This window comes from Ectobacillus sp. (assembly GCF_056992975.1).
Genome location: NZ_JBXKMX010000093.1, coordinates 1 through 5241 on the forward strand (window position 1 = coordinate 1; position 5241 = coordinate 5241).

The window sequence follows — 5241 nt, forward strand, 5'->3', positions numbered from 1 at the left end:
TATAAGAAGGAGGGATACAAATGCAGGATGATACGATAAAGATGCTAAAGGATTTAACAGATGCAAAAGGAATCGCTGGGAATGAACGTGAGCCTCGTGAAGTGATGAAAAGATATATAGCTCCTTATGCAGACGAGATTACTTATGATAATTTAGGCAGCTTAGTGGCTAAACAAGTTGGAGATGTAACCGGACCGAGTATTATGGTTGCAGGGCATCTAGATGAAGTAGGCTTTATGATTACTAAGATCGATGAGAAAGGCTTTCTTCGCTTTCAAACGGTAGGCGGTTGGTGGTCACAGGTTATGCTTGCACAACGCGTAACAATTGTTACAAATAAAGGCGATATTACAGGGGTTATGGGCTCTAAGCCACCTCATATTCTGCCGGCTGAAGCTCGAAAAAAACCGGTTGAAATTAAAGATATGTTTATCGATATTGGTGCATCAAGCAAAGAGGAAGCATTGGAATGGGGCGTATGTCCGGGAGATCAAGTCGTTCCTTACTTTGAATTCCAATTGATGAAAAACGAAAAAATGATGCTAGCAAAAGCGTGGGATAATAGAATTGGTTGTGCCATTGCGATTGAAGTCTTAAAGAGACTACATAATGAGAAACATCCTAACGTTGTATATGGTGTTGGAACCGTACAGGAAGAAGTCGGTCTTCGCGGTGCTAAAACAGCAACCCATTTCGTGCAGCCTGATATCGGATTTGCCGTTGATGTTGGAATTGCTGGAGATACACCGGGAATTTCGGATAAAGTAGCACTTAGTAAAATGGGAAAAGGACCACAAATTATCTTATACGATGCATCGATTGTAGCGCATAAAGGGCTACGTGACTTTGTAGTGGATGTTGCGGATGAAAAGGGTATTCCTTATCAATACGATTACGTACCAGGCGGGGGAACAGATGCGGGATCCATTCATGTATCCTTGCAAGGTGTGCCCGCTTTAGCAATTACCATTGCAACGCGTTATATTCATTCTCATGCAGCTATGCTTCACCGTGATGATTTTGAACATGCGGTGGAATTGCTTGTAGAAGTTATTAAACGACTAGACCGTAGTAAAGTGAATGAACTTACATTTGATTAATACAAAAACGAGAGCGATGCATCGCTCTCGTTTTTGTATATAGATTGTTAGTGCTGTTGCAAGCCGTTTTGTAAGGTGGTAAGCATTTCTTTTTTTTCTTGTTCATTGGCGTGTTGCCATATAATTTCGAACAGCACACCTAGCCCAGGAAGCATTTTCTCTTCTCCGCTTTGAATAGCATCTAAGATCGTTGCTTCTAATTCTGGCTGTGAGTTTTGCGCTACATTTGCAATTACAGCACCCCGTAAATTAAAATTCAATTTATATCACCTCTTTACAGAATAAGATAATGTTAGTTTTTGATGTTTTCGTGTAATTATGTATGAAAATCGGCTATAATAATGAATCGAGAAGAGAGGGACGTTATATGAAAAAAATCGATTCACAGCAAAATGTACGGGTTAAGCAATGGAGAAAGTTACATACGAAAAAGGAACGCGATAAATCGGGGTTATTTATAATAGAGGGATTCCATCTTGTCGAAGAGGCCTTACGAGCAAAAGGAATCGTCCGAGAGCTTATTCTACAAGACAATATTGATGTGCCATCAAAGTGGGATGTAAGTAATATTGAATTGTATATGGTTTCAGAGTCAGTTATGAAAACGATGTGTGAAACAGAAACGCCGCAAGGAATTGTAGCCATCTGTGAAAAGCAAGAATTAAAGACGAGCTTCACGCAAGGAAAATATCTTCTATTAGATGGAATTCAGGATCCAGGAAACCTTGGAACGATTATTAGAACGGCAGATGCTGCTGGCATGGATGCAGTCATCGTAGGAGAAGGAACCGTAGATGTATACAATAGTAAGGTACTTCGTTCTACACAAGGATCTATTTTTCATCTTCCGATTATAAAGGGAGAATTAGAAGAAATGACGGAACTTATGCAGAAACATCATATACCTGTATATGGAACGGCACTGCACGGTGCAGTCGCATATACGGAAGTACAGCCAACTACAAACTTTGCTCTCGTTCTTGGTAATGAAGGAAATGGCGTAAGGAAAGAGATATTAGATCGATGTGATAAAAATTTATATATCCCTATACTAGGCAGCGCAGAGTCGTTAAATGTCGCGGTTGCGGCTGGAATTTTGACATACTATTTACAAAGCCAGGTTGCCAAGTAAAGAAAAACTTTCTATAATAGAACAAACTGAATCTTTAAATACGATGAAAGAGAGCAGTAGCTTGTTTCTCGCCATACAGGGAGAAAATGCCGATGACTGTAAGCATTTTTATGGTAGATACATGTGAATTCACCTCTAGAGTAGGCGCCGGGACCACGGATTGTGTAAAGGCGTACCGGTTAGACCGTTATGGAAATGAAGTGAACAGCGCTTGTGCTGTTAAATTGGGTGGTACCGCGATTAAGCCTCGTCCCTTTTCGAAGGATGAGGCTTTTTTATATGTCATTTTTTTGTTCGGCTAAAAAAGGAAGCAATAGACAAACAACCCGAACATATTCCGCTAGGGAAACATTTTAAGGAGGTTTACTATATGGAGGATCGTTTAAAGCAACTCGAACAGGAAGCACTTGCAAGAATTTCGTCTTCTACTATTTTGAAAGAATTAAATGAAGTACGTGTTGCGTTCCTAGGGAAAAAAGGACCGATTACAGAAGTGCTTCGCGGGATGGGAAAACTATCGCAAGAAGAAAGACCACGTATGGGAGCACTTGTTAATGACGTTCGTGAAACCATTCAAAAACACTTAGATGAGAAGCTAGATGAGCTTGAAAAAGCAGCTACGAAGCAACGTTTAGCTCTTGAAACAATCGACGTAACATTGCCAGGTCGCAAGGTTGCTGTTGGTTCTCACCATCCATTAACAGCAGTGATTGAAGAAATTGAAGATTTATTTATCGGAATGGGCTATGAAATTGCTGAGGGACCGGAAGTGGAAGAAGATTACTTCAACTTTGAAGCATTAAATCTTCCGAAAAGCCATCCCGCTCGTGATATGCAGGATTCTTTCTACATTTCAGATGAAAAAATATTACTTCGTACGCACACATCTCCCGTGCAAGCGAGAACGATGGTCAAGCATAATGGAAAAGGTCCTATCAAAATTATTTGTCCTGGTAAAGTGTATCGCCGTGATGACGATGATGCGACCCATTCCCATCAGTTCATGCAAATTGAAGGGCTTGTTATTGATAAAAACATTCGTATGAGTGATCTAAAGGGAACGCTCGAAGTATTTGCAAAGAAAATGTTTGGGGATGACCGCGAAATTCGTTTGCGCCCAAGCTTTTTCCCATTCACAGAGCCTTCTGTAGAAATGGACATTTCGTGTATGATGTGCGGTGGTCATGGTTGCGGTACGTGTAAAGGAACAGGCTGGATTGAAATTCTAGGAGCAGGTATGGTTCATCCAAATGTACTTCGCATGGGCGGATATGATCCGGCCGAGTACCAAGGTTTTGCATTTGGTATGGGACCAGAACGGATTGCCATGTTGAAATATGGTATTGATGATATTCGTCATTTCTATACAAATGATTTGCGTTTCTTACAACAATTTAAACGAGCTTAAGGAGGGATGAAGCATGTTCGTATCATACCGATGGTTACAAGAATATGTGAATTTGGACGGCGTCACTGCACAAGAGTTAGCTGATAAAATTACGAAAAGCGGTATTGAAGTAGAAGGTGTGGAAGTACGAAATAAAGGGGTACAAAACGTAGTCGTTGGCTATGTGTTGGAACGAGAAAAACATCCAGAAGCAGATAAGCTTAATAAATGCCTTGTGGATATCGGCGAGGAAGAACCGGTACAAATCATTTGTGGTGCACCGAATGTAGCAGCAGGACAAAAAGTTGCCGTTGCGAAAATTGGAGCTAGACTTCCTGGTGGTGTAAAAATTAAAAAAGCAAAGCTTCGCGGAGAGCTTTCTCAAGGTATGATTTGCTCCCTTCAAGAACTTGGCGTTGACGCTAAGCTCGTACCGAAGGAATATAGCGATGGAATTTTTGTTTTTCCAAGCGATGTAGAAATCGGAGCAGATGCAATAGAACTTCTAGGATTAAATGATGAAATTCTAGAGCTTGGTCTAACACCAAACCGCGCTGATTGCTTAAATATGATCGGGGTTGCCTATGAAGTAGCAGCTATATTAGGAAGTAATGTGAAGCTACCTACCACCGAATTAGAAGAACAGCCAGAGAAAACATCCGATTATATTTCTATTTCCGTTCTAGCACCAGAGGACAGCCCGTTATACACAGCAAAAATGGTGAAAAATGTGAAAATTGGTCCTTCTCCCATTTGGATGCAAACACGGCTTATGGCAGCGGGCGTTCGTCCTATCAACAATGTAGTAGATATTACAAATTACATTTTGATGGAATATGGTCAGCCTCTTCATGCATTTGACTATGATAAGTTAGGTTCGAAAGAAATCGTTGTTCGTCTTGCAGATGAAGGGGAAAAGATGACGACTTTAGACGATGTAGAACGTACGTTACACCGTGAACATCTTCTTATTACAAATGGTGAAAAAGCGGTTGCGGTTGCCGGTGTAATGGGCGGTGCAAACAGTGAAGTAGATGCAAACACCGTAAACGTACTAATTGAGTCTGCTTATTTTGCCGGACAAACGGTACGAAAAGCATCTAAGGATTTAGGGTTACGTAGCGAAGCAAGTGCACGCTTTGAAAAGGGCATCGATCCTCTTCGTACCATAGAAGCTGGAAAAATGGCAGCTGCATTAATGGCAAAATACGCAGATGGTAAAGTGCTAGAAGGCCTAGTAGAAGCAAATCACTTACAAATTACAGATACAATCGTTTCTGTTACAACGGAAAAAATAAACAGTGTTCTTGGAACTGAAATTACTGCCAAAGAGGTAGCAACTATATTTACAAACCTACAATTTACCTTCACGCAAGAAGGCGAAGTTTTTCATGTAACTGTACCAACAAGAAGACCGGATATTACAATAGCGGAAGATTTAATCGAAGAAGTAGGCCGTCTATATGGGTATGATCACATCCCATCAACGCTTCCAGTTGCAGAGACTACTCGCGGAAAATTAAGTGAATCGCAAGCGAAACGCCGCAAAGTTCGTCGTTTCCTAGAAAGTACGGGTCTTTATGAAGCGATTACGTATTCGCTAACAAATGAAGAACGAGCAA

The 5241-nt window shown here is 40.9% G+C and carries 5 protein-coding genes and 1 other annotated feature; of the genes, 4 read left to right on the top strand and 1 reads right to left on the bottom strand.

The genetic code is table 11. The features are described from left to right. The first annotated feature begins 20 nt into the window (after positions 1-20). The gene (locus AC11ZT_RS04590; protein WP_484058476.1) at positions 21-1100 is read left to right on the top strand and encodes a M42 family metallopeptidase; all 1080 of its coding nucleotides are present in this window, start codon (positions 21-23) and stop codon (positions 1098-1100) included. Positions 1101-1147: 47 nt separating this feature from the next. On the opposite strand, the gene sspI is transcribed toward AC11ZT_RS04590, so the two are convergent. Then, positions 1148-1360 (bottom strand): small acid-soluble spore protein SspI, encoded by a 213-nt coding sequence (gene sspI, locus AC11ZT_RS04595; protein ID WP_484058477.1) that lies wholly within the window; start codon positions 1358-1360, stop codon positions 1148-1150. Between the two features lie 107 nt (positions 1361-1467). Between sspI and AC11ZT_RS04600 the strand changes: the two genes are divergently transcribed. The 3 genes from AC11ZT_RS04600 to pheT all read left to right on the top strand — a co-directional run. Next, positions 1468-2232 carry a TrmH family RNA methyltransferase gene (locus tag AC11ZT_RS04600; RefSeq protein WP_484058478.1) on the top strand — a complete coding sequence of 255 codons (765 nt, stop codon included), beginning with the start codon at positions 1468-1470 and terminating at the stop codon, positions 2230-2232. A gap of 34 nt (positions 2233-2266) precedes the next feature. Continuing rightward, positions 2267-2490: a binding site (T-box leader), on the top strand. 112 nt (positions 2491-2602) lie between these two features. Next, the gene (gene pheS / locus AC11ZT_RS04605) at positions 2603-3640 is read left to right on the top strand and encodes a phenylalanine--tRNA ligase subunit alpha (protein WP_484058479.1); all 1038 of its coding nucleotides are present in this window, start codon (positions 2603-2605) and stop codon (positions 3638-3640) included. A gap of 13 nt (positions 3641-3653) precedes the next feature. Further along, the coding region (gene pheT, locus AC11ZT_RS04610) for a phenylalanine--tRNA ligase subunit beta (RefSeq protein ID WP_484058480.1) at positions 3654-5241 on the top strand (1588 nt) is incomplete at its 3' end.

Coding starts and splice junctions, on each gene's coding strand:
- AC11ZT_RS04590 (WP_484058476.1), top strand. CDS start 21: ATGCAGGATGATACGATAAAGATGCTAAAGGATTTAACAGATGCAAAA.
- AC11ZT_RS04600 (WP_484058478.1), top strand. CDS start 1,468: ATGAAAAAAATCGATTCACAGCAAAATGTACGGGTTAAGCAATGGAGA.
- pheS (WP_484058479.1), top strand. CDS start 2,603: ATGGAGGATCGTTTAAAGCAACTCGAACAGGAAGCACTTGCAAGAATT.